This window comes from Terrimonas pollutisoli, assembly GCF_029360765.1.
Taxonomy (GTDB): domain Bacteria; phylum Bacteroidota; class Bacteroidia; order Chitinophagales; family Chitinophagaceae; genus Terrimonas_B; species Terrimonas_B pollutisoli.
This window is the reverse complement of the sequence record NZ_JARKNA010000003.1, coordinates 328,873-353,982: the sequence shown is the minus strand read 5'-3', so window position 1 is coordinate 353,982 and position 25,110 is coordinate 328,873. Positions and strand designations below refer to the sequence as shown.

Sequence of the window (25,110 nt, the reverse complement as noted above, 5' to 3'; positions counted from 1 at the left end):
TCAATTTCTCTTAAAATTGAGAGATTTTTCTTTTAAAAAACATAATGCCCCTGAGGGTCTGGGCATGGATGGCCTTCCCTTTGGGAAGGTCGGGATAGGCTATAGCCCGTTTCGTTTTTGACGAGACGGGCTTTTATTTTTTTGCCGGCTGTAGTGCTACTATTAAGCTTTGCTTGACGCTCCGTTCAGGGTTCTGTTCGTTATTGGACATTTTAATAACAATCAATCAATTCTGTTCTTCCCTTTATAATAGGCGCGGCAAAATTTGGACATGCAATGTCTTGCATCTATTTTAGTACACTATTCAATTTTATGAAGACTATACAGTTCGCACTTTTTTCATTATTGACACTCAGCGCTTGTACAACGCAAACTAACAAAGCCAATGACGATATGCAGCAACCGCAGGTTGTCGTCTCAACCAGGGGAGAAAACATCGAAGAAACAATTGAAGCCTCCGACACATTAACTATTAACAAAAAAGCTGCGGTGTTTTATCAGCCTGATTCAACGCAAATTGAAAAAAGGAAAAAAGAAATTGGCGAAGAAAATTTTATGATTGGCGCTGATGACTATCTTTTTTCCCTTCACACAGCCCATGAATTTGTTGACAGCATTCGTCTTCCAGTTCTGGAAGCAAACAACAAGCGATTTTTGAAATTCATTAGATATGACAAATCACAAACTCTGATTAAACTAGACACGGTATCTGATCTTTGGGGTGTTTACTTCTTTGATACATCAAAAAAACCGAAACTGATTGATGGAACAAGAATTGAAGAAGAGTATAAAAGCTATTTTCTAAAATGAAAAACCAATTTCGGCTTTGGCAATCACCATCCGGAACCCTGTAAAAAAATCAATGGCTCCTTTCCATTTGATCAAACAACTCTTAAGTTTTACGTTTTAAATCATAAGGTCATCTTGTATGTTGACAGGTTTGACAGAAGAAATTATTTTTTTGATCTCGAAAAATAACGTAGTTACAGATGACTTTTCATTTTTCTAAATAAATAGCAAACTCATTCCCCTTATTTTTTCTACCTTTTCATAAAATAGCTATTATGAAAAGCAGGATCATGATCCTTATCTTGTCCATTTGTTTTCTTCAACAAACAGGCTTTTGCCATACGGAAGAACCGAAGACATTGCCGATTGGCTCAATAGCTCCTGACTTTAAATTAAAAGGAATAGATAGTAAAACTTATTCTCTGGCATCATTTAGCAAATACAATCTTCTTGTCGTCATTTTCACCTGCAACCACTGCCCTACTGCCCAGGCTTATGAAGACCGTATCATCGAACTGGCAAAGAATTATACACCCAGGAACGTAGGCATTGTTGCTGTTTCTCCCAATGATCCCGCTGCTGTTCGCCTGGATGAGCTGGGCTATACTGACATGAGTGATTCTTTTGAAGAGATGAAGATCCGGGCCAAACAAAAAAAGTTCAACTTTCCCTATCTCTATGATGGTGATAAACAAAGCATGTCAAACGCTTACGGCCCGGTGGTGACACCGCATGTTTTCATTTTTGATAAGCAACGAAAACTTCGCTACCAGGGACGCATTGATGATGTAGAAAAGCCCGGCAAAACACCCAATCATCATGATACAAGAAATGCGTTGGATGAATTGCTACAAAACAAGGAAGTAACCAATCCCACTACCAAGGTATTTGGCTGCTCCATCAAATGGGCCGATAAAAATGATTGGGTGAAAAAAGGATTTCAAGACTGGGCAAAGGAACCGGTGTCATTGGAACTGATTGATGAGGCAGGTATAAAAGACCTGCTGAAAAATAATTCCGGCAAATTACGCCTCATCAATGTATGGGCCACCTGGTGCGGCCCCTGCCTTATTGAATTTTCTGAATTCGTTACCATCAACCGCATGTACCGCGAAAGAGATTTCGAATTCATCAGCATTTGTTTGGATGACACCGCCCGAAAACAAAAAGCATTAAATTTTCTAAAGAGCCGGCAGGCGTCGAATAAAAATTATCTTTTTAATATTGACAACAAGTATGCATTGATTGAAGCTGTTGACCCCAACTGGCAGGGAGCTCTTCCTTATACATTAATTGTAGAGCCGGGAGGAAAGATTTTCTATGCAAAACAATACCTGATCGATCCGGCAAAAATGAAAAAAATGATTGTGGATCATCCTTTGATCGGGAGGTATTATTAAAAGAATCGGCCGGATACAGGCATCATAACAAAAAGCTTCTTTTAAACGAAAGATGATGTATTGAACCGGGTATCGTTATATTTTCCGGTACTTCTTTTTAGGATTTCTGCTGGTATGAAAAATGGCAGTTATTATCACCAGATATTTGTCTTCTTCAACAGTATATATGATAACATAAGGATATTTCTTTACACCTAGTTCCCGATAATCTTTATATTCATTGCGCCAACGATCAGGATTATCGCAGATTAATTGTAATCCCCGTTCTATTTCTAAAATTAAATTCTCCGCTGCCTTAATACTCTTTGCCGCATGCCATTCAACAGCTTCCTCATATTCTTGCTGGGCCAGGGGATGCAGGATATGACGGTAGCTCATTTTCTCCGGGATGCTTTTAAGATTTTTTGCACCCTTTTCCGGCTTTCCGCTGCTGTTATCATTTTAGCCTTCCCGCTTTTATATTCGGTATACCGGCGGTCTAATTCTTTTTTTGTTTCACCGGTGTATTCCATCGCCAATTCTTCAATATCATTCTCCATAATGGCATAAATAGCTTTAACCTTTTTATCATCGGCAACTTCTAAATAGCTGTGCAACTTCTGCCGTATTGTGCTTGTACTCATGATTCTTTCCATTTTGAACAAATTTAGTTTTTAAAAAACAGCCTTCCAAACGGGAATGTTTTGACCGCAAACAACCTGATCCTGCCAAACAGAAATACCTAACTTTGATCTGCAATCATCTGCAAGCCATTTTCACAAATTTCTCATTGCATAAACGGATTCATTTTTAAAAACTTTATGTATGAGAGTAGTAAAGCTGATCATATTATCAATCTGGCTTTTTCCGGTGCAGCAGGATATTCATGTGAAGCGACGGGAAGAGATGGTAAAAAAACAGATAGAAGAACGTGGCATCAGCAATGCCGCTACATTAAGCTCCCTGCGAAAAGTTCCCCGCCATTTATTTGTTCCAAAAAATAGTATAGATCATGCTTATGATGATCGTCCCCTGCCAATCGGCTTCGGGCAAACGATATCCCAGCCCTATATTGTTGCCTACATGACTGAGATCGTGAATCCACAATCGAACCATCGTGTGTTGGAGATCGGAACAGGATCGGGTTACCAGGCCGCCGTACTTTCAAATATTGTAAAGGAAGTGTACACGATCGAGATCATTGATACGCTGAGCAAGCGGGCAAGAACCCTTTTCAACCAACTCAATTATAAAAATATCTCGGCAAAAACGGGCGACGGATATTATGGTTGGAAAGAGAAGTCACCTTTTGATGCTATTATTGTCACGGCTGCAGCAGAACATATTCCTCCGCCCCTGATAGAACAGCTGAAGGAAAATGGACGAATGATCATACCCGTTGGCTCGCCCTTTATGGTGCAGCAACTGATGCTTGTGGAGAAAAAAAATGGGAAAGTCCGCACCACAAGTATGATGCCTGTTCGTTTTGTTCCTTTTAAAAGAAGTCAATGAGCCGGCTGCTTTCTTATCATAACAGACTATTGACAGCCGTGGCCTTGCTATCCGTGGCACTTATCGCCTACCAGGTTTCTATCATTCAATTACTTTCTTATGTACAATGGTATCATTATGCTAATATGGTTATATCCATTGCTTTGCTGGGCTTTGGCGCTGCCGGAACAGTTCTGTCGCTGCTACGTAAACAGCTGCTTGATCACAGCAATATCTTGCTACCACTATTGATGATCGTAAGCGGTCTTATGATGATGCTTGCGGTATGGCTCAGCCGAAGCGGCTTTGCACGTTTCGATTCTTATCTTCTTTTTGTGAACCGTAGCCAGTGGTTATCGCTCCTCATAAATTACCTGCTTTTCTTTTTTCCTTTCTTTTTTGGCGCACTGGCATTAGGGATCATTTTTGTAAATTATGTTGCGGGCATTGGCAAAGCGTACTTTTTTAATCTCTTAGGTTCCGGTATTGGAGCGATAATAGCCGCGTCTCTTGCGGGGTATTTTTTCCCCGCCGTGTTACCCATGGTAATAGCACTAATGGCAGTGCTTGCAGGTCTCTTCTTATTGCAACGCAACAATCAGTTATTGGTTATTTCATTTGCTCTTATCACTGTGTTGCTGACATTTTACAGGATCATACAGCCTGTTGACCTTACGATGTCTGAATACAAAAATCTGAGTCGCACACTTAATTTGCCAGCTGCACAAATTACCCTGAAGAAAGCAAGTCCTTATGGCTTTGTTGAAATGGTTTCGGCTGATGCATTGCGTTATGCCCCGGGATTAAGCCTCGCTTTTACCGGGGAAGTAGCTGTAAAAAAGGCGGTATTTAGCAATGGCGACTGGCTCGGTCCAATGATTTCATTGAAACAAATAGGAGACTCCCACCTGCTTGACTACACGACAATGGCTCTTCCATATATATTAAAAAAAAGGGACAGAGTCCTTGTGTTGCATGCAGGAACGGGATTATCGGTTTCCCATGCCATCAGCAGGAATGCTTCAAGTATTGATGCCGTTGAACCCCACAAAACTATTAATGATCTCTTACTACATGAACTTGCTGGCGATAGCGATTCGCTTTATTATCATCCTGCAGTGAAGATCCACAGCATCGAGCCGCGAACCTTTTTATCTGCCACGAAGAAAAAATTTGACCTGATACAACTTCCGATGATTGGTTCCTTCGGTGGCAGTGCAGGTTTATACGCCATGCGGGAAGAATACAGCCTCACCAAAGAAGCCTTCCTGCAAATGTGGAATTTATTAGAAGATGATGGAGTGATCGGCATCAACGCCTGGATGGATTATCCTTTCCGAAATCCTTTAAAGATTGCGGCAACTATTACCGAAATAGCTGAAGCAGCAGGCCTGGCATCTATTCATTCACATATAACAGCCGTCCGAAGTTGGGGCACTATTAGTTTCCTGTTAAAAAAATCTCCTTTCACTTCATCAGACACATCCGCTATCCGTCAATTTTGCAACAAGCTATTTTTTGATCCTGTTTTTCTTCCGGGAATAACACCGGAAGAACGTACATTTTATAATAGGATGACCGATACTTCTTTCTTTTCCTACATGGATGAGTTGTTGTCAGGAAACAGGAACCGTTTGTATAAAGAATATGATTTTTATCTGCAGCCCGCCACAGATGATAAACCTTATTTTTCACAATACCTGCGTGTCAAAAGTCTTCCTCATCTTACCAGTATCTTCGGTTCCCAATCGGTCCCCTTTTTAGAGTTGGGCTGGCTTATATCCATTGTTACATTTTTACAATTATCCGTGTTGGCCTTACTCCTTATTATTCTACCCCTGTTTAAAATTGGTTGGAAAGGGAATTACAAGTTCCGGACATTTTTATATTTCAGCGGCATCGGTATTGGCTATATGTTTTTGGAAATCGTTTTGCTTCAAAAATTCATCCTGTTTTTTGGCAATCCTGTCTATACGGCTGCAGGTGTGATCGGCGTAATGCTTATTGCATCAGGCATTGGCAGTTATTACTCATCAGGATTCAGAACAAATACGTCTACTATAAAAAAAGTATTGCTACTGATTACCGGCATTTTATTACTATACTCATTCTTATTGCCAGCATTCCTGCAAAATATCGTTGGGCTTGGCCTTGCCCTAAAGTCCGTCATTTCAATTATCATCATTGCCGTGCCTTCCTTATTGATGGGAATACCTTTTCCGATAGGTCTAAGATTATTATCCCGCATAGAGGAAAAAAATATTCCCTGGGCCTGGGGCATCAATGGGTGCATGTCGGTGATCAGCGCTGCATTGGCCGCTTTACTGGCGGTGGAAGCGGGTTTTACAATAGTGATGTTGTTGTCAGCCCTTGCCTATGCGTTGAGCCTGTTCGCAGTACTTAACCTTCGCTTGTTGCGATAATTTAAACTAAAGCCAACTCCCGTAGATTATTGCTTAAAAATACCGGCATGTAAGTAGTGGTTAAGTAGTGGTGTTTTTATTCGCGCCGTATCATCCTAAGCACTTCAAATAATTCCTGCTCAGAATTCAACAGGCAACTTTACTTCCTTCACCAACCTGTCCAGGTTCTCCAATGATTTTTTAAACCGGTCTTCCATTTTCTTTTTCATCAGCATGTTGAACATTAGTTGTAAAGGCAGGCTTTTCTTTAGATAAAATTCAAGCGTCAGCTTTGACTTTCTCTCTCCCAATTGCTCCAAAATAAAATATAAAGAGCTTCTTTTGTTTTCCTCTGTTTCGCTAAACACAATTTTACTATCAGGATCATACAAAAAACTGCTGCTGATCATAAACACTTCTTCTTTTTCCAGCACACAACGATGCCTCGTGCCCACACCCGGCAGCAAATGATCAACCTCGTCGATCGCCTTAACGCCTTCCTGCCATTGAGGTCGGAGTTCAAAATGCCCGGCAGTATAAAACAAGGTTTTGATATCAACATCATATTCACGGGACACGGTTATCATCTTCACCCTGTTCTCAATTTCCAGGGCGGGAGGTGTTTCAGGTGGTAGTTCATTCCTTAGCTCACTCAACTGAGTATAATGGAAGGGTATTTCCCCGGTTTCGGTTTGTTTGGAGCTGCTGTCCCACTTCATCCATTGCGCATAACCGGAGGGCTTACCGTCATGTGTAACACTATTTGTTACGAGCCAATATTCATGTTGCTCTATATCATTTTTCAGGAGCTGGTGTGCGACAATTACATCCTTACCGATTAGCTTATAAAAATTCTTAACCGTGTAACCGGTAAATTCACCATAGTGGGTAACTACTTTTAAAGAAAGATTGACGGCTGATATACAAGCTTTGCATTGACAAAAGCGACGATGCTCGTAGCCCAGAAGGTGGCTATGAAAAGAGCAAAACATTTTTTTCACCTGCTGATAAATTGCATCCAGTTCCGGTGACTCACCAAATTTGTAAAACAAAATAGCATCGCCTTCTACTTCTGAAACTTCTAATCCAAGCTGGTTTGAATCGATCAGTATTTCCAGCAATTCCTGGATGATATGACGGCTATGCTCTATCTCCATATCCGTAACAAAGCGGGTAAATCCACTTATATCCGGGATAAAAAGCAAGCCTTTATTTTCCATTTTTTATTTAAAGTTACCGTCAATTTGGTTCTTCTAAAAAAATTGCACACAGCATCATTTATCTTTCTTTATCGATCCCATTTCAACTGATACCCCGTTACTTGCACGTTATATAAAGAATATGCTGCCAAATAAGCATGACTTATTTTCAGTCAGCTATTTTCATATGTATTCCTTTGGTTGTCATTAACCTATACATGGAAAGTATATTTCCTAAGGCCAAAAAGTTATGAGATTCGGTTTTTGCTGAGTACGTTTGATCCCGGTTGTAATAATAACACACCAGTACATCGCTGCGGATTAAATGAAAAGCCTCATTACCGTACCCTCCGTAGCAATTCAAGTACTCATATTTCCAATATTCTATCGTTAAAATTCCTTCCTCTCTCCTATGCTGAACATTTAATCCAAACCTTCGGGTCGGCATTGTTTTACCCTAAAAAAGAAAACGATGTTGAAAAGAAAACTACTCCGATCAGGTCTTTTTGCAAATGGATTGTTGGTCATTCTTGCTGCAGTACATGCAACAGGTACTCAACAACCGTTCGGCGCTCCACAACAAGCCATCACAGATTCGGCCATGAAATGGCTGACGCTTGATGAAGAATTGTTACGGTTTTCCGGCCTTACAGCAACAATCGCTGAAGATGTTCCCCGGATCAAACTGAATAAAGAAGCCGCCAGGTTCACTAAAACTTATATTGCTGACAACAGCGAAATGCTTGAAAAAGTCAAACAGCGAAGTCCTGTTTTTTTCAGGATCATGGATACGGTGTTTAGCAGGTACAAACTGCCAATAGAACTAAAACACCTGGCTATAGTGGAATCGCAATTGAACACCACTGCAAGGTCACGTGTTGGTGCAGTAGGTACCTGGCAACTGATGGCAAGCACTGCACGGTTACTTAAACTTAAAGTGACGAGCAGGTATGATGAACGTAAACATCTATACAAGAGCACTGTGGCCGCTGCCAAATACCTGCGTGATCTTCATGGCTTATTTGACGACTGGCTGCTGACGATTGCCGCCTACAATTGTGGCCCGGCCCCCGTATATGCTGCTATACGAAAGTCCGGTAGCAGAAACTTTTGGAAGTTGCAATATTTTTTGCCGAAAGAAACAAGAGGGCATGTAAAAAAATTCATCAGCACTCATTATTATTTTGAAGGGCAGGGAAGCATTACCACCGTTACCAAACAGGAAGCACATATGTATAGAAAAACGATGCTTGCCTTTGCCGAAAAACATAATCGTCTCTTAAAAGAAAAACAGCTGGCAGACGCTGCAACAGTCACTACAGATACTACCTGTGTGGAAGATAAGATAGTGGCTAAGGGCAGTTTGGCTGTTGAAAAATAAATTATCAATCACCGTTACTTGTTACCGGCTTATCAGCTACATAAAAACTGATAACCGGTAACTTTCCAGACATTGCCCATTGCGGGATCGGTACAGCTCATTTCTCCTGTTTCTACATGACCTGCATATCGTTTGGCAAAAAATTTATTGCCAGTTATTGTAACAGTGAAATCGTACCAGCCAAAGCTATTCTGCAAATTGAGGATAATCGTTACTGCCTCCTTACCTGATCCTTTACTACCTGCCAACCTGGTTAATTTATTTTTTTTGTAAGCGTTGTCATTAATTTCAACAGAATAAGATTGACCAGGGTTCTTGTTGCTTATTTTTATCAACAGGTTGCCGGAAAGTTTTTTGCTTATTTTTTTTCTTTCATACTCCAGTGAAATAGCTACTGCAGGATCTTTATCGCTTCCTTTAAACTCACGGAAGAATCCGTTTGGCCCGTTTAACTCCAAATGATAATTATTATTTTCAAAATCATCCAACGACCATTGATCTTGCAACTCATCTCCGGCTTTTACGGCATAGTTTCGAATGTTCAATCCTTTTGACGAACGGGCATATACATTGAATGGCGAGCCTGCAGCTTTCTCCCTGAATAACTCGTTGGCAGCTGCCATTCTCAATTCAATTGTTTTTTTATCGTCACTTAGCTGCCCATCTGCATACAACTGGTATGGCAATGGGCAGGAGAATCGCATCCCCTTTTCCTGGCGGGGCATTAATGGTGAAGCTTGCGGCTTTTGATTTATTGTTTGAATTTCTTCCTTTGTCAATCTTTTGTAGCCAACCGGGTCTTTCTTAAACTGAGCCTTATGAATGCTTTCATAAAAAGGTTCTTTTTTTACCACTATAGGCGTCTGTATCTTTTCGCCATTATAGGGCCTGAATACAGACGTAAGGTCGCCACAAACAGTACGACGCCACGAAGAGATATTAGTTTCCTCAATTTTTTTTCCAGTCCTGGCTGTTAAAAATTTTTCCATGAACTGAAGTATCGAAGTGTGATCAAAGACCTGTGAACATACGGCGCCGCCGCGGCTCCAGGGAGAGGCAATAACAAGCGGCACTCTGTACCCTAATCCTATTGGACTTTCCCTGGCATATTTTTCTTTTGTTCTTTTTATATCCTGCTGCCATGTTACAAACTCCATGGCTGCATCAACGCCTTTTGAAACCAGGCCTGTCTTTTCTTTGCCAGGATGTGGCGGTACATATGGAGGCACATGATCGAAATAACCATCATTCTCATCATAACAAAGTATGAAGATCGTTTTCTTCCACACTTCTGGTTTTTTTGTCAATATATCCAGCACTTCAGACACATACCAGGCGCCATACCATGGCGACCCCGGGTGATCAGAAAAATTTGCAGAACCAACTACCCATGATACCATTGGCAAATTGCCGCTATTCACATCTTCACGAAACTGGTGTAAAACATCTCCCTTCGGAATAGTCATTTTCCTTTCCGTATTATTGTCTTTATAACCAAGCGTAGTCAATTCACGGTAATGGGGATCTTTACAGTTGGTGTCAAATGCTTTATTGTGCAAATTCTTTTCATACTGCGATAACTTTTCAAAATTTTCCGCCGACCATTTGTGCCGGTCCTTCACTTTCAACCAAAGAGATTGTTTGCCCTGCAATTTTCTTTTTAATTCTTCCGCTTCTTTACTTTTTTCGTCCAGTCCCTTCAACTTGTTTTCGAGTTCATTTATTTCAGTGGGCAAGATGGCTTCCATCTTTTCCAAATATTTTCGATAAGATGGTGAAAACCGTACATTGAATTGTGAGAACCATTCGAGAGGATTGTCGGTAAAATTGGCGAGCCACGCATCTTCATCACCGGTCAGGCCAGATTCGAGGCTTATTTCATTTTGATAGATCTTCCATGAAATCCCATTTTCTTCCAAACGCTCCGGGAATGTTTTCCAGTTTTTCTCTTTATCATAGTCTGTATCCCCATTCGAAACATTGGCCTGCGCATTCGCATCCTGCTTATCCCTTATTGTTCCCGTCCATAGATGCAAACGATTAGGAGTGGTACCAGTTAGCGAAGAACAAAAATTCTGATCGCATACCGTAAATGCATCTGCCAATGAATAATAGAATGGAATATCCTCCCGGTTATAAAAACCCATTGACAATGGCACATTTTCAAACCCCTCATGACCCGAAGCCTTTGCAATCAGCCATTGATCGTATTTACCGCCATTTCTTGCATCAACCTGGTCGCCCCAGGAATGAGGAAGTGAGCCCAACCAAGTAGACTTTGTTTCATTTATATTCAACCGGAAAGGCGCAAAGGTTTCACCGCCAGCATTTGTTTGAAGCCAAACAAGATTTTTATCAGGTTGTTGTATTGCCCGTGGATCATTGAATCCTCTCACTCCTTGCAAACTACCATAACAATGATCAAAAGAGCGGTTTTCCTGCATCAATATCACAATGTGTTCTGCATCCAGATATGTACTGCCCGTTTCAGGATCGATAGTCAGTGCTTTATGAATAGAAGATGGCAATGCCTGAAACAATCCTGCACCACCGGATAATAGGGTTGCCTTTTTTATAAACTCTCTCCTGGAATCCATATGTTTCGAATGATAAATTGAATAACTAATTTAAAATTATTTGCACCAGTTATTCTTGCCTGCGAATAACCTTCAGTATATTTCAAATGTAACTACTGAAAGATGAAATGCCTCATTTAGCTCATTAAAATATTGTGATGATGACTGGTCAATCGGTTGAACTGGCCAAGTTGAATCAATAATTGGAGAACCGGTAGAGCAATTTGATACCATGAATAAAATACCAGTCTTTAACACCTGTATTGCCACGCTGATCCCCTTCGCCCTGGGGAAATGGCGGCTTGGCTCTGTAAGCCAGTTCAACCGCCTTAGGCCCTTTTGCCGCCGATAGTTTTTCAGGATCTACATAGGTACCGCTGACATCATCGAGGTAATCAGTAAATAAAGCCCGGTAGCCTATCTCGTAGACAAAATCCCAATTCTTGTTTAGATTCACTTTCCATCCTGCTCCAAATGGAATGCAAAATTGTGTTTTGGAATATTTTTTTTTGGAAGGATAATCAGCCAGTCCCTGTCCTTCTGTACTTAACGGCCGCAGAAAAACTTTATCGCCATTTGCGTCATGGGTAAAAGGATCAAAATGAAACACACCCACACCTGCAAAGACATAAGGATAAGCATAAAAAATATCAGGTTCCAGCAAATTGACTTCCGCACAAATATTAGCTTCAAAAATATTGCTTTGGAAATTCAGGTTACGGGCTTTTAAATCTGCTTGCTTATTGTATTTATCATTGCCAGTAACCTTTCCAACTACAATGCCGGTACGAAGCACTACCATGTTGCCGATATTATACTTGATATTAACATTCGTCGCAGGCCGCAATGTTCGTAATGCAAAATGCCTTTTGGTGAGATCCCCCTGGTAACCGGCTATACCCATCAATACTTCAGCTTCCCAACCCTGCGCACAGCAAGATGAAGCTGCCATCAGCAAAGCAAGCACACTTAATCTCATAACAGTAACATTTCTTGTATTAAAAAAACAGGCTTCCGGTTTCTCACTTTTTGCGGATACTGACCTGGGTGGAGGATGGGGTCTTTTAAAAATAGGCTTTTTTTTCATCTCCGGAATAAATCCAGATGTACTGGACCGAAAATAGTCCTTTAATGCGCTGCTAACTCAATGAATTGTCATCGGTTGGAAAACTGGCACAGTTTTTTTCTATATAAACAAAATTATAGGCTATGGCTAAGTCCAGGAAAAAACTTCCCGAAGAAAGCATTGATTCCGAATCGTACACGTTTAACGATGATGCCACAAAGGATAAGATCAAAAAGCACATCCACGACATCAAGGATGTGATCACGGAAGAAGATATTGCCAACGCTAAAGTGCCGGGTGAAGAAGGTAATTTTCCGGAATCTCCAAAAGAAGATGAAGAAAAAAAAGAGGAGCCCCATTCTGAAGGTAAGCCTGTCACCCCATGGGATATCGTTAATTGAGGCTCTTGAAAGCCTTTTTACTAAAAATGTCGCGGGACATTTATTTTCACTAAACTTGCGGCAATGAAGCGGATACAGCAGTCTATCAAAAAACAGTTGGCCAGTATTGCATTATTGTCTGTCGAATTAATTATCGTCCTTATCCTTTTTGTTTGCGCCCTGGTAGCTTTTACGCTGATAGCCTACCGCATTTTCAATCTTGAAAACGAAAGCTTCGATTTTCTCGTTTTTGATAAGGTCAACACAATTGTAAGTCTCTCCACCACGAGGTTCATGCAATTCATCACTTTTTTTGGTAATCATAAATTTCTCATTCCTGCAAACGTCCTGCTAATTGTATACTTCCTTTTTATTAAAAAGCACCGATGGTACTCCATCAAAGTACCCGTCATCGCTCTTGGCGGACTTTTATTAATGTTCTTTTTAAAACAGATATTTAATCGCCCCCGGCCGCTTGTGCCATTGCTGGAACCAGTAAAAGGCCTGAGTTTTCCCAGCGGTCACGCATTAATGAGTGTGTCCTTTTATGGTCTGCTTATCTTTCTTGTCTGGGAAAATATTACGAACAAATTTTGGAAATGGCTTTTAACGCCATTGCTCCTGCTTTTCATCTTACTAATTGGCTTTAGCAGGATCTACCTTCGGTTGCATTATTTCAGCGATGTAATGGCAGGATTTGCCGCGGGAATTATCTGGCTATCCTTGTCTATATGGTCAGTGCGCCGGATGGAGCAATACAGCCGCCGGAAAATTGACCCGGTTGTGGCTGAGATAAACAACTAACATTTTTAAACTATATGAGAAATCTTAGTCTGCTACTGCTGTTCTTTTCTCTTTCGTCATGCACTCGCTATTTCTACGTAGTTCGTCATGCCGAGAAAGCGGTAGTCAATAGCGGTGACAGTATGATGAGCAGTGATCCGGGATTAATTGAGAAAGGACAACAACGTGCTGAAGCATTAAAAACAGAATTAGCAAACAAGAAAATCGGCTACATTTTTTCAACAAACACCATCCGGACGAAATCAACTGCAGAGCCAACCAGGGTCTTGTTTAACCTGACTGTAGAAACATATCCCCCTTTTCCAGATTCGGCCTTTTTTGATCGCCTCCAATCACTCAAAAAAAATACGCTGATTGTCGGTCATAGCAACACCGTAGATGATATTGTGAACAGGCTTTGTGGTGCAGTAAAATTGCCAACCGACCTTGCCGATACTGAATACGATAATCTTTACATAGTAAAAAAAACGGGAAGGAATTTCCGTTTTGAACAAAAGAAATATGGAATACCTTCCACACCCAATCAATAAATGGTTGGCCCTTGCTTTGTATATAGTTATCAATTCTATACTTTAGTAAAATCAAATTTTATAAAGAACATAAGTCGTTTGCTTATTCAATATCCATACACTAAACCAATAACCGTCGCCCTCTTATTGCTGGTCTTCCCGTTCAGCTTAAGGGCGTCTCCTGCGTTACATCCGGCCGACACTTTAAAGTTATCCAGTCAGCAACAGGCCATCGATTTCCTGGATAGTTTGAAAAAATTACAGCCCAGCAAGCATTGGCCAAATGTAGACCCCGATCTTTTTTTACAAAACCTGAAAACATTTGCGACCGAGCCTCTAAAATTTTATGAAGGTAAAGGCACTAATTTTTGTGCTTATTCGGCACTTACCTACATTCCTTTAAATTATGATCCTTTAGGGTTTTCCCGTTTCATGGTAACGCTTTACCAGAAAGGAAGGGCCAGGATGGGCAAAGTTTTATTTACACCCAGCAGGACCATTAAGAAAGAAGCGGGGCTGTTAAAATATAAAGGGGCTTTAGACATTAGCCCTGCCGGACAAATTTGGTTTCTTTCATTAGCCGATAAATTCAAAGGATATCTCAACTTCTTTAACCGGCGTTTTAAGACCGGCGATGAAAATACACTGTGGGCATCTACCAATTATGCTAAATTCAACCGGATGCTCCGCAAGTTATTCCCCGTTAAAGTTCATGCAAGAGGATCCGATCTTATCAGGCCCTGGATCGGCGATACCTATGCATACCTGAATGAGCGGATGAAACAGCGGCCCATTTTTATCTATCTCAACAACCGGCTTTTGTATAAGAAAAAACATGTGGTTACTACCAGGTTTGGCATACCCACTCATTTCGTGGTGCTCATGAACATTACAAAAACACCGGATGAGCTGATTACAATTGTGTACTGGGACTATGGGAAAAAAACATTGCAACAAGTAAATCCAAAGCTGCTTCGCAAAATTATATTTGGCATCACCGACTATACTTTTAAAACAAAATGAGCCGTATCGTCTATATACCTGTTTTATCACTTATGTGGATGATGACCTGTTGCTCACCTTCCAAAAAATTTACGCAGGGCTACTATAGCACCAACGAAACAACCATCCAATCGATATTGCATCAATACAAGAAGATATATGCCAGCCGGCCTTTTTCACTGGAGTTTAAAAATGAGGCTCAAAGCCGCATCGCTATAGAAATTCATACCGATAGCATCAAGTATATCTACAACTTCAACCTGCATGAGCCCTTTTTGCAGGACACGTTGCATAAATATAATTTTGACACCAGGTCAATGAATCAACTGATCAGTGACATGCAAAAAGTACATTGCACCTGGATTAACAATCTTGACTATTATGAAAAGCGGCAAAAAAAATATCTTGTTTTTTTGTCAGTAAGAGATAAAAAGCTTGACGCCTTTTTGAGTTCAGAAAAATATTTTACACTTATTTTTTTTGAACAAAAACAACCATCGGATGAAAAAGGAAGATTACTGGACAACGATGACCGAAAAAAAATGCGCAAGATAAACGGTGAAATTTTCCGGCGAATTAATGATAAAGTCTTTTACGCGGTAACGGGTCATTTCAGGTAAGGTCATCTCAACCGCTAGTAGTAGGAGGTCTGCGTGTCGGGAAAGCTAAACGACACTGTTGCTTCTCTTTGCTGAGCGCCATAAATATTGATATCGCCGCCGACATGTCTCGCCGATTGCCCTACTGACAACAGGCTAAATTGCAATGCATACCCGTTGTAGTTATTAGGGTCCTCAAAATTTAAAATTACAATATCAGAATATCTCTCCGCGGTAATACTAATGCTTGTATTGCGTGCATTAGATACAACCGTATTTAATACTTCATCTATCACGGGAACAATCTTATCTCTGTCTGCTTTCATTGTGAATTCAGCTGCAACTTTATTTTTTACGGAAATTTTATTACGAAAAATTGTTTCGGGTAAATTATCCACCAGGTTGTTTAAGAGAAGTTGTAGCGAGACCTGGTTGGTGGAAACCTGATCAATACTTTGACTTTGTGGGTTCATCATAAAAGTGGATATCAATGCTGTGATTCCTTAAAAAGGATTGCTCACAAATAAAATAAAATGCGGCCGGACTTTGAAGTAAGTCTGCCGCATTTATTTGACAAAAAGTAAAACTACTACTGTCAGAAAAGATTTCCACCTATACCCGGTAAGAGTTTCCCTAAAACAGTGTAGTTACTTATATACTAATCAGGATCAATGGCTATATATTGCCTGCTTTTAATCTTATAATCGAACAGCAGTTCCGGAGGCAATCACCATCAGCATGCTCCCATTGCTGCCGATGGTTTCAAAATCAAGATCCACGCCGACAATCGCATTCGCACCCATACCCTGTGCTTTCTCAGCCAGTTCTCTTAATGCATCTTCTTTCGCTTGCTCAATTACTTTTTCATAAGTTTTACTGCGGCCACCAAATACATCTCTCAAACCACCTAAAAAATCTTTAAAGATATTGGCGCCGATAATGCTCTGCGCATTGATAACACCCAGGTACTGTTGTACAGGTCGGCCTTCAACGAAACCAGTAGTTGTAATGATCATTTGCTTATAGTTTGTTTTAAGTTTTCAAAAATAGTTTTTAACTCCATATTTTCCTTCACGTTTGAATTTTTGCCGGCTTCCTGTATGTAAGCGATCCTATTGTCAATATCAGGATGGCTGGCCAGGAACTCAGGCACAGAAGAAGTGGTAGTTAATGATTTCAACTGTTGAAATAAACCGGTGAACCCAACTGGATCGATCCCACGCTCTTTTAACAGCAATAATCCCTGCATGTCGGCCTCCTTTTCCAATGACCGGGAATACTTTAAGGATTTAAATTCATCAGCCTTATCGATCAGTATAGACGTGACCGAACCAAACTTGCCAAATAACAAGCTTAAAAAAATCCTGGAGCCCAACTGCCGAAAAATTGATCTTGTAGAATGCTTATTGTTTACGTGTATGAACTCATGGCTTAACAAAGCTGCCAGTTCAGGATAGGAAACCAGCTTTTGCAGCAAAGCAGTATATACGACAATATTTCCGCCGGGCAGCGCAAAGGCATTGATCACATCTCCTTTTAGAGCGGTGATCTTAACGTTGTAAGCGGTTTGGATTTTCATGGCCCTGAAAAACTCATTCAAAATTGCCGTAGCATTTTTATCTTCCTGCGATGCGATATCTAATGCATTGTAGACCGCATTACCAAATTGTTCTTCTCTTTGTATGGAAACACCTGAAGCCAATTTGCCGGAAATCCAGGGAACCACCAGTAAGTAAGTTCCCACCAACAGGCCGGCAACAATAAGAAATATTGTCAGATTTCTCGTCCATTCCTTTGTCCGGTCTTTCTTATGCCAGGGCTTGTTTTTTTCCTCTTGTATTTGCTGTAAAAAGTTTAAGGCATCCTTGCCCTGGATGATGAGCCGGCTGCCCGGATCTTGCCTATTGTTGAGCCTGGTAGCCTGTTCGCTATTATCAAAACCGGCCTGGACATCGTTGATATCCCACGACTTTCTATTCACTACGCCATTGGCATCGCGAAACCCGATCGTAATATTTTCCTCACCAGCTAATACCGTCACTTCAACTGGATCAGCATTCGTCGCTGCATAAAAAGACCCGAACCACGACTTCATTGTTTAATTGTTTTTTTAGTTACTGGTAATTTATACTTCTTTTTTTGACGAAGTTGGTACAATGCTTTTATAACTGTTTAAAAAACGAAATTTGCTCACAGGAATAATTCACAAGTTTACAATTTTTCCAAATCAATCATTTCCTTGACATTTGCCTCTCAAATTGTCGTCATGCGCAAAACACCTGCAAGGTTTTTTTTACGAACCATTTTTCTTTTCTCTTTTATTTTCATTGTACACACTGCTTTTAGCTGGGGATTACTGGGTCACCGGATCATTGGTGAAATAGCCCAACAACACCTCACAAAAAAAGCGAAGAAAGGCCTGGATAAACTGATAGGGAGAGAAACACTGGCATGGTGGGCTAACTGGCCCGATTTTATTAAATCAGATTCTACCTGGAACCATGCATCACCCTGGCACTATGTAGATCTGCCTGGCCATATAGCAAAAGATAGTTTTGTAGCAGGATTGAAAAAATTGCCCGGAAAAAATTTATACACCCAAATCCCGGCAATGATGCAGGAAATCAGCGACGAATCTCTTTCGGTTGAAAAGAGAAGAACAGCTTTGTATTTTCTTATTCACCTGGTGGGAGACCTTCACCAGCCCCTGCATGTTGGAAGAGACGAAGATGCCGGCGGAAATAAAATCGTCGTGTACTGGTTTGACAAGAAAACAAATCTTCACTCACTTTGGGATAGTATGTTACTGGAATTTCAGCAATATAGTTATACCGAATATTCATCGCTCCTAAACATTCGTAGTGAGGAGCAGGTGAAAGCCTGGCAATCCAGTTCGCTGGACGATTGGTTCTACGAATCACATGTATTGTCCGATGCTATTTATGACGCAACACCCAATGAATCGAAACTGAGCTATCGTTATAACTACCAGTTTCAAAAACTGATGGAAGAGCAACTGGTAAAGGGTGGTGTCCGCCTGGCAGCCTTATTAAATCAATGTTTCGAATAAACCTGTAATGAAATTTATTGCTTGATCAGCGTTTTTGACTCTGCAATCATACAGGCTGTAATGTCCATAAGGACTTTTTGCTGCTCAGGCAACAGATCCACCGTCGTTTCTTTTTTGTCATTGCCGATAAAAATAAAATGAGCCGCTTTTTGTGTCGCCAGTTTTTGCAATACTGTTGGCGTGGTGATGCCATTCCTGAATTTAAAATGAAAAAAACCGTCACAGTTCATGCTGCCATTATTGCGATAAGTGGTTTTGACTTTACTTCCTTCGAAATAAATGTATACGGTGGATGCATCCGAAAAACATTTATCAGGAACCGTAAAAAAGAAATCAATTTCCTTGCTATCTGCATCAACAGTTAATGACGCTCCCTGCAGGGAAATAAATCCCGATGACAGTTTTGTTTCTTTGGTGTAAGGATCTGTTTCCCTCACCAATTTACAATCGGCAGAAGCCGGCTGCTGTGCCGACAAAAACAAGGGCAATAAGAACAGGAAAGTCACTAAATATTTCATGCAGGTCACGTTTGTTGAATAAGAGCTAAAAATAAGATTTTCCTTTTTACCTGTTTGCATATTAACATTTTTATCAAGTCAAATATCCCGATGGTGTAAAGAATTTTAAACCGGTAATAAGTGCTCTCAACTTTAGTCCACTTAGCTGCTGATGATTTTTCCGCTGGTAACAATTAGCAGCCACTTGTAAAGCATTTGATATTTATTAACAGTACGGCTGTCACGAATTGTGCTTTTGCACGTTTCTTTACCGACCATGTTACCAACAATTGACATGAGAAATATTTTTTTATTCATCGCAAGTCTTTGCGTCACTAGATCAGAACAGCGGTCAAACAATTCTTCAAAGATTGAGACTCTACCAAAATCAATGATATTCCATGATTGTTCGTTTTCAGCTGGAAATCGGATTTATTAAAAATCGATTACTGCAATAAAATGAAGCAACCACTCTATTCAAAGTCCCGGCTTTTTTGAGGCAACTTTGGCTTCCCTCCAACCGATATTCATACCAATGATCCGGCTTCTAAACCCGGGATTATTGGTATATTCATAGAGGTTATTTATTTCTCTCATTTGGAGTACCGGAAAAAGAAGGCTGCATGAGAATATTTCTTTCCATATTCTTCTTTGTCGTTTTCTCTTTTGTTGCCAAAGCCGATCATATTACCGGCGGAGAAATGTATTACAGCTATACCGACTTCTCCAATGGAAAAAATAATTACTACGTTACATTAAAACTTTTCATGCGCTGCAACTCAGGACGCCAATTCCCCGATCCGGCCATTATTTCAGTCTTTGATCTTGGAACTAATCTGAGGATCCAGGATGTAAGTGTTGAACAACTAAGCCAGTTAACCATCGAGATCACCAATCATGACCCCTGCATCACAGATCCTCCGAGGGTCTGTTATGAAGTGGCTTATTACAGGACTACTATTTCTCTCCCTCCCAACAATTCCGGCTACTTATTAGCCAGCCAGGTCAATTATCGTATCAATGGCATTAGTAACCTTGACGGCAGCACCCAGGTAGGCGCCACTTATACTTCCCAAATAGCGGGATCACAACCGCAGAGTAACGGCTATGTCAACAACAGTGCTTTTTTTACTGGTTCAGACCTGGTAGAAGTATGCGCCGGTAATTATTTTTCTTACAGCTTTGCGGCCAAAGATGCGGACAATGATGTACTGCGCTATTCTTTTTGTGCTGCTTACCGGAGTAGTGCTCCGGGTGTCAATGGGGTACCATCTGGCGATCCGCCCTATAAGCCTGTTCCTTATAGGTCACCTGATTATTTGGAAACCAGCCCGCTGGGCAAAAAAGTTTTTATTAATGAAAGTACAGGATTGATAACAGGTATAGCGCCGCCGCAGGGCGTTTATGTAGTTACAGTCTGCGTGGATGAAATCAGGAATGGCACCGTGATCGCCACCCAAAGAAAGGACCTCCAGATAAGTGTCGCCGATTGCAGCGTAGCCGCCGCATTACTTGATGATGATTATATGGTTTGTGGTGATACCCGGAATTTATCGGTAAAAAATAATTCAACCAGTCCGCTGATCAATACGTATGACTGGACAGTTTTCAATCCTGCGGGAAACAGCATTTATACCAGCAAAGAAAAAATATTGAATTATAGCTTTGCTACCAACGGAAAATATTCAATAGAGTTAATTGTCAACAGAGGTGCTCCATGCTCCGACACCACTACAGCACCTGTGTTTGTTTATCCCGGCCTGGCAGCTGACTTTAGTTTTACAGGTATTTGTAATAATAATCCTACTCTCTTTTCAGACCGCACCACGCTAATCACCGGTTTGGTCAATTCCTGGAAATGGGATTTTGGCGAGTTGTCCACTACTGCTGATGTTTCAATTGAGCAAAATGCCTCTTTCACCTACCCAAGTCACGGAGCAAAACTTGCTCAACTGATTGTCACTACAACGGAAGGCTGCCGCGATACAGCCACGCAACTTGTACAAGTGATCGACAAACCACCGCTAACAGTCGCATTTTCCGATACACTGATTTGTATCAACGACCAGGTACAATTGCAGGCAACGGGTACCGGCAATTTTTCCTGGTCACCTGCATTTCATATCACCAATGCGAATAGCCCCGGTCCATTAGTGTCGCCACCAGTGAATACAACTTATTATGTCAATCTTGAAACAGAAGGATGCGTTAATACGGATTCCGTTTTGGTATTGGTAACAGATCATGTGAATCTGCAAGTAATGCGGGACACCATTATTTGCAGTGGTGATACCATTCAACTTCGTGTTGTATCCGACGGCTTAAGTTATGCATGGTCACCCGCCGGCCAATTAATTGATCCTTTTGCAAAAAATCCATTTGCAATTACTACTGCAACTACGCAATACCAGGTTACAGCTTTCATCGGCGGATGTTCGGCAACACAGGGTATCCTTGTCACTTCAGTTCCTTATCCAATTGCCAATGCAGGAAAGGATACTGTCATTTGCTATGCCACCACGGCGAACTTGCAGGCCATTACAAATGGTAACTCATGGCAATGGTTACCCTCTTCCCATTTAAGTAACCCCTCTTTATTGAATCCAACTACCACGCTGATTCAAACGACCACTTATATTTTCAAAGCGTATGATTCGGGAGGTTGTCCCAAGCCTGGTATTGATACCGTCGTGATAACAGTATTGCCTAAGATCATAGTTTCTGCAGGAAATGATACCGCCATTGTGGTGGGGCAACCGTTACAATTGAATGCATCGGGTGCTGATAATTATTTCTGGTCTCCGGCTTACAATTTATCTTCTACAACTATTGCCAATCCGGTGGCAGTATATAGTGAACCTTCCGGCGGATTAAGGTATAAAGTAGAGGCTTTCAATATTGCCGGTTGTGTTGACTCGGCTTTTGTTATGATAAAAATATTTGCCACCAAGCCGACCGTTTTTGTGCCCACCGCCTTTACCCCTAATCATGACGGCAAAAATGATATTCTCCGACCCATCCTTGCCGGCATGAGACAGTTTGATTATTTCCAGGTGTATAACCGTTGGGGACAATTGGTATTTAGCACCTCGCGGGATGGACATGGCTGGGATGGAACGATCAACGGTCAGCCACAGGCCAACAACACGTATGTCTGGATGGTAAAAGCTACCGATTATACCGGGGCTCCTTATTTTAAAAAAGGAACTGTCACCCTCATCCGGTAAAAGGCAAATCATCACAATCGCTGATATTTAATTAATTTGCCCCCTTATATAAAAAAAATCGAATGGCTAAATCTGTAAAATCAAAAAAGAAGGCAAAGAAATCCATTTTGACTGATGAGTCTTTCCAATTCTTACGTAATTATATCAACAATGCTTCACCGGTAGGTTTTGAAACGTGGGGACAAAAGCTATGGCTTGAATATTTAAAACCCTATGTAGATACTCACTATGTTGATCCTTATGGAACTGCTGTGGGTGTAATTAATCCTGAGAATAGCTTCAAAGTAGTAATTGAGGCACATGCTGACGAGATCAGCTGGTTCGTGAATTATGTTACTGCTGAAGGGTTGATCTATTTAAAACGCAATGGAGGCGTGGATCATCAAACAGCGCCGGCCTCAAGAGTATTTATTCATGGGAAAAAAGGCCCGGTAAAAGCTGTCTTTGGTTGGCCCGCTATTCATACACGGATTGGCGGAGATAATAAAGAAACACAACCTAAAACAGATAACCTTTGGCTTGATTGCGGTGCAAGAAACCGAAAGGAAGTAGAAGATCTCGGTATTCATATTGGCGCTGTCGTTACTTACCAGGATGGATTTGATGAACTGGCCAATGGTAACTATGTCGGTCGTGCATTTGATAACCGCATTGGTGGTTTTATGATCGCCGAAGTTGCAAGGCTATTAAAAGAAAATAAAAAGAATCTACCCTTTGGCTTATATGTCGTAAACGCTGTGCAGGAGGAAATCGGCTTACGCGGTGCTGAAATGATTGCCCGCCGCATAAAACCCAATATTGCTATTGTAACGGATGTAACGCATGATACTACCACACCCATGATCAACAAAAACGTGGAAGGCGACGTACTGTCCGGTAAAGGACCTTCACTATCCTATGCACCAGCCGTACACAATAAATTACTGGGCCTCGTCGAAAAAGTAGCAGCGGATAAAAAAATCGCGGTGCAATGGAGAGCTTTAAGCCGCAGTACCGGAACAGATACAGACTCGTTCGCTTACTCCAATGATGGCTGTCCTTCAGTATTGATATCCATTCCGCTTCGCTACATGCATACAACAGTTGAAATGCTTCATCGGGACGATATCGAAAACACTATTCAGCTGATGTATGAAACTTTGCTAACTTTATCACCCAAGACAAATCTTAGTTACTTATAATGCATTTATTTTTATTATACATTGATCCCGGCAGCGGCAGCTATCTCGCACAGGTAATTGCTGCTGCTGTACTGGGTGTTGCTTTCTTTTTTAAGAATATCAAATTATATATACGTTCCTTTTTTTCAAGGCTGTTTAAAAAACAAAAGGACACATCTTCCAACTGATGCCAGGTGCTGTTATTAATCATCCATCCTCATACAGGGATCCTTCTGGTTTTATTTTTGAAAAGAATGGGGAGTTATACAGGCAGGTCAATATCTGCTTTAAAGAACATTTTGACCACTTTATACAAAGCGGTTGTTACGATCAGCTTATTAAAAAAAACTTGCTTATCCCCCATGAGCAAATTCCGGAAAACTTTACAGGCGATACCGATCACTATACAACGTTAAAGCCCCAAAGAATTTCGTTGATTACCTATCCCTATGAATGGAGCTTTGATATGCTCAAAGATGCAGCACTACTAACACTGGGCCTGGCCAAAGAAGTTTTGAATTACGGAATGATGCTCAAAGATGCTACTCCGTATAATATTCAATGGCATAAAGGGCAATTTATTTTCATCGACACACTTTCGTTTGAAAAGTATGCCGAAACTCCGTGGATAGCCTACCGTCAATTTTGTGAAAATTTTCTTGGCCCTTTGTTACTTATGCATTATTGCAAAATGCCTTTACACCAACTGCAACTTTCCTGGCCTGACGGAATCCCTTTGGCAATCATCAAATCATTGCTTCCAAAACGAAGCAGATTTTCTTTGCATGCCTATTTGCATATCCACTTACATGCAAAGGTTTCTTCCAGTAATAAGAGAAACACCAACGTGGTTCAACATTTTTCAAAACAAAAACTCACCAACCTACTTTCCAGCCTTGAAACCTTGATCAACAAATTGAAGCTGCCGGAGCAAAAAAGCACATGGTCCGGGTATTATGAAGAAGCATCCAAGCGGGATAATTATCTTGAAGAGAAGAAAAAGATTATTGGCGAATGGCTGGTTGATTTGAAACCATCCATAAAAACTGCAGCAGATATTGGTACTAATGAAGGTGAATTTTCAAAATTACTGGCTGGGCAAAATATAGAGATAGCTTCCGCTGATTTTGATCCTTTTTGTATCAACCGGCTTTATTTATCAATAAAAAAAACAAATGAGAAAAACATTCAACCTCTCATACTGGACATATCCAACCCTTCCCCTGCCCTTGGGGTGAATAATGAAGAAAAAAGTGCTTTTATCAGCAGACCCGATGTTGACCTTGTATTGGCATTGGCACTTATACATCACCTGATCATTGGCAAAAACATTCCATTTGAAAAAGTCGCAAAACTTTTCGCAACATTGGGAAATTATTTGATTATTGAGTTTGTGCCGGATCAGGACGAAAAAGCAAAGTTTCTGATAGCTCAAAAAAGCAAATTCATCATGGATTATAACAAAGATAGTTTTGAGTCCTCTTTCAAAAAATATTTCACTATAGAAAAACAGAAGAATATTTCCGGCAGTCAGCGTTCACTTTACCTGTTAAAGAAAAGATAGTTTATCACTAACACA

Annotated in this window: 24 protein-coding genes; 15 read left to right on the top strand and 9 right to left on the bottom strand. The window is 40.8% G+C overall.

The genetic code is table 11. The features are described from left to right. Positions 1–312 precede the first annotated feature (312 nt). Entirely contained in the window at positions 313–810 is a 498-nt protein-coding gene (locus P2W73_RS08150) for a hypothetical protein (protein WP_276501518.1), read from the top strand. A 254-nt stretch (positions 811–1,064) separates the two neighbouring features. Beyond that, positions 1,065–2,189 (top strand): redoxin family protein, encoded by a 1,125-nt coding sequence (locus P2W73_RS08145; protein ID WP_276501517.1) that lies wholly within the window; start codon positions 1,065–1,067, stop codon positions 2,187–2,189. Positions 2,190–2,264: 75 nt separating this feature from the next. Here the strand turns inward: P2W73_RS08145 and P2W73_RS08140 are convergent, their stop codons facing one another. Together P2W73_RS08140 and P2W73_RS08135 are read right to left on the bottom strand one after the other, a co-directional pair. Next, positions 2,265–2,567: a type II toxin-antitoxin system RelE/ParE family toxin gene (locus P2W73_RS08140; RefSeq protein ID WP_276501516.1), complete on the bottom strand. Its 303-nt coding sequence runs from the start codon at positions 2,565–2,567 to the stop codon at positions 2,265–2,267. After that, entirely contained in the window at positions 2,564–2,812 is a 249-nt protein-coding gene (locus P2W73_RS08135) for a hypothetical protein (RefSeq protein ID WP_276501515.1), read from the bottom strand. Before P2W73_RS08135 ends, P2W73_RS08140 begins: the two co-directional genes overlap by 4 nt. A 181-nt stretch (positions 2,813–2,993) precedes the next feature. On the opposite strand from P2W73_RS08135, the gene P2W73_RS08130 reads away from it, so the two are divergent. Together P2W73_RS08130 and P2W73_RS08125 are read left to right on the top strand one after the other, a co-directional pair. Next, positions 2,994–3,680 carry a protein-L-isoaspartate(D-aspartate) O-methyltransferase gene (locus P2W73_RS08130; protein ID WP_276501514.1) on the top strand — a complete coding sequence of 229 codons (687 nt, stop codon included), beginning with the start codon at positions 2,994–2,996 and terminating at the stop codon, positions 3,678–3,680. Beyond that, positions 3,677–6,082, top strand: coding sequence for a spermidine synthase family protein (locus tag P2W73_RS08125; protein ID WP_276501513.1), 2,406 nt, complete (start codon positions 3,677–3,679; stop codon positions 6,080–6,082). The genes P2W73_RS08130 and P2W73_RS08125 overlap by 4 nt, the downstream gene beginning before the upstream one ends. A gap of 119 nt (positions 6,083–6,201) precedes the next feature. Here the strand turns inward: P2W73_RS08125 and P2W73_RS08120 are convergent, their stop codons facing one another. After that, positions 6,202–7,281, bottom strand: a complete 1,080-nt coding sequence (locus tag P2W73_RS08120; protein WP_276501512.1) for a DUF2652 domain-containing protein — start codon at positions 7,279–7,281, stop codon at positions 6,202–6,204. 451 nt (positions 7,282–7,732) lie between these two features. Between P2W73_RS08120 and P2W73_RS08115 the strand changes: the two genes are divergently transcribed. After that, the gene (locus P2W73_RS08115; RefSeq protein WP_276501511.1) at positions 7,733–8,641 is read left to right on the top strand and encodes a lytic transglycosylase domain-containing protein; all 909 of its coding nucleotides are present in this window, start codon (positions 7,733–7,735) and stop codon (positions 8,639–8,641) included. 32 nt (positions 8,642–8,673) lie between these two features. Here P2W73_RS08115 and P2W73_RS08110 read toward each other — a convergent pair whose 3' ends face one another. Both P2W73_RS08110 and P2W73_RS08105 read right to left on the bottom strand, forming a co-directional pair. Beyond that, positions 8,674–11,238 carry a phosphocholine-specific phospholipase C gene (locus P2W73_RS08110; protein WP_276501510.1) on the bottom strand — a complete coding sequence of 855 codons (2,565 nt, stop codon included), beginning with the start codon at positions 11,236–11,238 and terminating at the stop codon, positions 8,674–8,676. Positions 11,239–11,413: 175 nt separating this feature from the next. Beyond that, positions 11,414–12,196 carry a DUF6089 family protein gene (locus P2W73_RS08105; RefSeq protein ID WP_276501509.1) on the bottom strand — a complete coding sequence of 261 codons (783 nt, stop codon included), beginning with the start codon at positions 12,194–12,196 and terminating at the stop codon, positions 11,414–11,416. 230 nt (positions 12,197–12,426) lie between these two features. Here P2W73_RS08105 and P2W73_RS08100 point away from each other — a divergent pair, with 230 nt between their 5' ends. From P2W73_RS08100 to P2W73_RS08080, 5 genes are all read left to right on the top strand, one after another. Then, positions 12,427–12,684 carry a hypothetical protein gene (locus P2W73_RS08100; RefSeq protein WP_276501508.1) on the top strand — a complete coding sequence of 86 codons (258 nt, stop codon included), beginning with the start codon at positions 12,427–12,429 and terminating at the stop codon, positions 12,682–12,684. Between the two features lie 63 nt (positions 12,685–12,747). Then, on the top strand, positions 12,748–13,467 hold the full coding sequence (locus P2W73_RS08095; RefSeq protein WP_276501507.1) for a phosphatase PAP2 family protein: 720 nt from the start codon (positions 12,748–12,750) through the stop codon (positions 13,465–13,467). A 14-nt stretch (positions 13,468–13,481) separates the two neighbouring features. Next, positions 13,482–13,997, top strand: coding sequence for a SixA phosphatase family protein (locus P2W73_RS08090; RefSeq protein ID WP_276501506.1), 516 nt, complete (start codon positions 13,482–13,484; stop codon positions 13,995–13,997). A gap of 78 nt (positions 13,998–14,075) precedes the next feature. Then, entirely contained in the window at positions 14,076–14,999 is a 924-nt protein-coding gene (locus tag P2W73_RS08085) for a hypothetical protein (protein ID WP_276501505.1), read from the top strand. Beyond that, positions 14,996–15,598, top strand: coding sequence for a hypothetical protein (locus P2W73_RS08080; protein WP_276501504.1), 603 nt, complete (start codon positions 14,996–14,998; stop codon positions 15,596–15,598). The genes P2W73_RS08085 and P2W73_RS08080 overlap by 4 nt, the downstream gene beginning before the upstream one ends. 14 nt (positions 15,599–15,612) lie before the next feature. Here the strand turns inward: P2W73_RS08080 and P2W73_RS08075 are convergent, their stop codons facing one another. The 3 genes from P2W73_RS08075 to P2W73_RS08065 form a co-directional block, all read right to left on the bottom strand. Beyond that, the gene (locus P2W73_RS08075; protein WP_276501503.1) at positions 15,613–16,053 is read right to left on the bottom strand and encodes a hypothetical protein; all 441 of its coding nucleotides are present in this window, start codon (positions 16,051–16,053) and stop codon (positions 15,613–15,615) included. Between the two features lie 222 nt (positions 16,054–16,275). Beyond that, positions 16,276–16,593: a heavy metal-binding domain-containing protein gene (locus tag P2W73_RS08070; protein WP_276501502.1), complete on the bottom strand. Its 318-nt coding sequence runs from the start codon at positions 16,591–16,593 to the stop codon at positions 16,276–16,278. Continuing rightward, positions 16,590–17,672, bottom strand: coding sequence for a M48 family metallopeptidase (locus P2W73_RS08065; protein ID WP_276501501.1), 1,083 nt, complete (start codon positions 17,670–17,672; stop codon positions 16,590–16,592). Before P2W73_RS08065 ends, P2W73_RS08070 begins: the two co-directional genes overlap by 4 nt. Positions 17,673–17,843: 171 nt before the next feature. Between P2W73_RS08065 and P2W73_RS08060 the strand changes: the two genes are divergently transcribed. Next, the gene (locus P2W73_RS08060; protein ID WP_276501500.1) at positions 17,844–18,647 is read left to right on the top strand and encodes a S1/P1 nuclease; all 804 of its coding nucleotides are present in this window, start codon (positions 17,844–17,846) and stop codon (positions 18,645–18,647) included. Positions 18,648–18,661: 14 nt separating this feature from the next. On the opposite strand, the gene P2W73_RS08055 is transcribed toward P2W73_RS08060, so the two are convergent. Next, on the bottom strand, positions 18,662–19,225 hold the full coding sequence (locus tag P2W73_RS08055; protein ID WP_276501499.1) for a hypothetical protein: 564 nt from the start codon (positions 19,223–19,225) through the stop codon (positions 18,662–18,664). Between the two features lie 542 nt (positions 19,226–19,767). Here P2W73_RS08055 and P2W73_RS08050 point away from each other — a divergent pair. The 4 genes from P2W73_RS08050 to P2W73_RS08035 all read left to right on the top strand — a co-directional run bounded on the left by P2W73_RS08050 (position 19,768) and on the right by P2W73_RS08035 (position 25,095). Further along, positions 19,768–22,371: a T9SS type B sorting domain-containing protein gene (locus P2W73_RS08050; RefSeq protein WP_276501498.1), complete on the top strand. Its 2,604-nt coding sequence runs from the start codon at positions 19,768–19,770 to the stop codon at positions 22,369–22,371. 62 nt (positions 22,372–22,433) lie between these two features. Further along, the gene (locus tag P2W73_RS08045; RefSeq protein WP_276501497.1) at positions 22,434–23,552 is read left to right on the top strand and encodes a M20/M25/M40 family metallo-hydrolase; all 1,119 of its coding nucleotides are present in this window, start codon (positions 22,434–22,436) and stop codon (positions 23,550–23,552) included. After that, positions 23,552–23,719, top strand: a complete 168-nt coding sequence (locus P2W73_RS08040; RefSeq protein WP_276501496.1) for a hypothetical protein — start codon at positions 23,552–23,554, stop codon at positions 23,717–23,719. Before P2W73_RS08045 ends, P2W73_RS08040 begins: the two co-directional genes overlap by 1 nt. After that, positions 23,719–25,095: a class I SAM-dependent methyltransferase gene (locus tag P2W73_RS08035; RefSeq protein ID WP_276501495.1), complete on the top strand. Its 1,377-nt coding sequence runs from the start codon at positions 23,719–23,721 to the stop codon at positions 25,093–25,095. Before P2W73_RS08040 ends, P2W73_RS08035 begins: the two co-directional genes overlap by 1 nt. Positions 25,096–25,110 lie beyond the last annotated feature (15 nt).